Source organism: Alicyclobacillus contaminans DSM 17975 (genome assembly GCF_000429525.1).
GTDB classification, from domain to species: Bacteria; Bacillota; Bacilli; order Alicyclobacillales; family Alicyclobacillaceae; genus Alicyclobacillus_A; species Alicyclobacillus_A contaminans.
Genome location: NZ_AUCA01000103.1, coordinates 1 through 1,597 on the forward strand (window position 1 = coordinate 1; position 1,597 = coordinate 1,597).

Below are 1,597 nucleotides of genomic sequence, written 5' to 3' on the forward strand. Positions count from 1 at the left end.
TTATCGTAAAAGTACAAGCCATATAGCTTGCGCTCTCCATAATTCAGATGATCGTAGTCTAGAAAGATGCCTTCTTGATGTATGACTTCAAGAAGTCTATCCATGAAGATCTCACCCGTTGTTCTTTTGTCTGGCGATCATCTCATCATACTTTCGCTGCGCGCGACGGATCACATTGTGGATGTGCTCGACAAACTCCGGATCGTCAATGCCATACTCGCTTTCCATATGGGCAGCGATTTCCGTGATGTCTGCTTCGATGTCACCGGGCTCTCGAGTAGCAGATTCCTCATCCCGCTTGCCATCTTGGGACTTCAGAAAGTCAGCAAACTGAGTAACTTGTTGCTGTTTGCCCGGAGGAAGGTCACGAATGGTTTCGATCAACTTGCGCTCCCCAGGCGCAACAGCAACATGCTCCCCAGAACTTGAAACCGAAAATCCGTGCGGATCGTCAGAACGGCCTGTTAAGTAGTCAACAGTAACATCGAAAAAATCAGCTATTCTGTTTAACTGTTCAATTCCCGGTTCTCGGCTTCCATTCTCATAGTTGTTCACTGTCTTGTACGTAACTCCGAGATATTCGGCTAGAGATTTCCTTGTTACTTTGCGGGTCTCAAACAGTTCGGATAATCGATCAGAAAAAATGCTCATAACGACCCCTTCTTACGCTTGACAGGAACGTTTCGTTCATATAAAGTAAATCACGTAAGAACGATTCGTTCATATCAAACGAGGTGGTGAGTATCGGTGAATCCATTTGGAGCCAAGCTCAGGGCTCTACGCAACCGCAAGGGCTTGACTCAAAAACAGATCGCAGACCAACTCGGTATGACCGTGCGAGGGTACCAGTATTACGAAACAGGGAATAGGTACCCGGATCTTAAGAAAGCGTGCCGGTTGGCAGAAATTCTTGATGTTACTTTGGATGAACTATCTGTTCGTGATTGTACACCAAATGGCGAGTCGGCGTAAGAGTGTTCGTACCTTGACAACTGAATCGACTCCTTAGGACGGGTGGTGATTTCACTGCTTATCGACATCGAGAAGATTGTCGTAGAAGACCGGATTCGTAAGGACTTCGGGAACCTTCAGGAGCTGGCCGATGATATCCGGGAGAATGGGTTAATTAACCCACCGGTTGTTACACCGGAATATCACTTAATCGCCGGAGAGCGACGGCTGAGGGCCTGTAGGTTGCTGGGTTATCGACAAATCGAGGTCCGAGTCATGACGGTCAAGGATTATGAACATCAACTGCGACTGGAGATTTCCGAGAACGAGAACCGTAAGGAGTTTACGTTTTCGGAGCGGGTGGAATGGGCGCGTCGGTTGGAGCGCGTCGAGGCGTTGAAGGCTAAGGAAAGGCAAGGCAGTCGCACGGACCTGTCAGATAACATTGGCCAAAATTTTGGACGAAGTTCCGAGATCGCGGCCAAGGTTAGCGGGTTCGGAAGTGATGAGACCTACCGCAAAGCTAAATTCATCGCCGACCACGCAGACGAAGAAACCATTCGCCAACTCGATAAGGGTGAACTCAGCATCCATCGAGCATACCAGGATCTCAAGAAACAACTGGAGCGTACCCAAGCCGAACTCG

The 1,597-nt window shown here is 48.7% G+C and carries 3 protein-coding genes; 2 read left to right on the forward strand and 1 reads right to left on the reverse strand.

The genetic code is table 11. The features are described 5' to 3' along the window. Window positions 1-111 precede the first annotated feature (111 nt). Window positions 112-651 (reverse strand): helix-turn-helix domain-containing protein, encoded by a 540-nt coding sequence (locus tag G463_RS22050; RefSeq protein ID WP_051322418.1) that lies wholly within the window; start codon window positions 649-651, stop codon window positions 112-114. 96 nt (window positions 652-747) lie between these two features. On the opposite strand from G463_RS22050, the gene G463_RS0117325 reads away from it, so the two are divergent. Beyond that, window positions 748-972 carry a helix-turn-helix domain-containing protein gene (locus G463_RS0117325; RefSeq protein WP_026976124.1) on the forward strand — a complete coding sequence of 75 codons (225 nt, stop codon included), beginning with the start codon at window positions 748-750 and terminating at the stop codon, window positions 970-972. A gap of 54 nt (window positions 973-1,026) precedes the next feature. Then, on the forward strand, window positions 1,027-1,597 hold a 571-nt coding region (locus G463_RS0117330; protein WP_026976125.1), incomplete at its 3' end, for a ParB N-terminal domain-containing protein.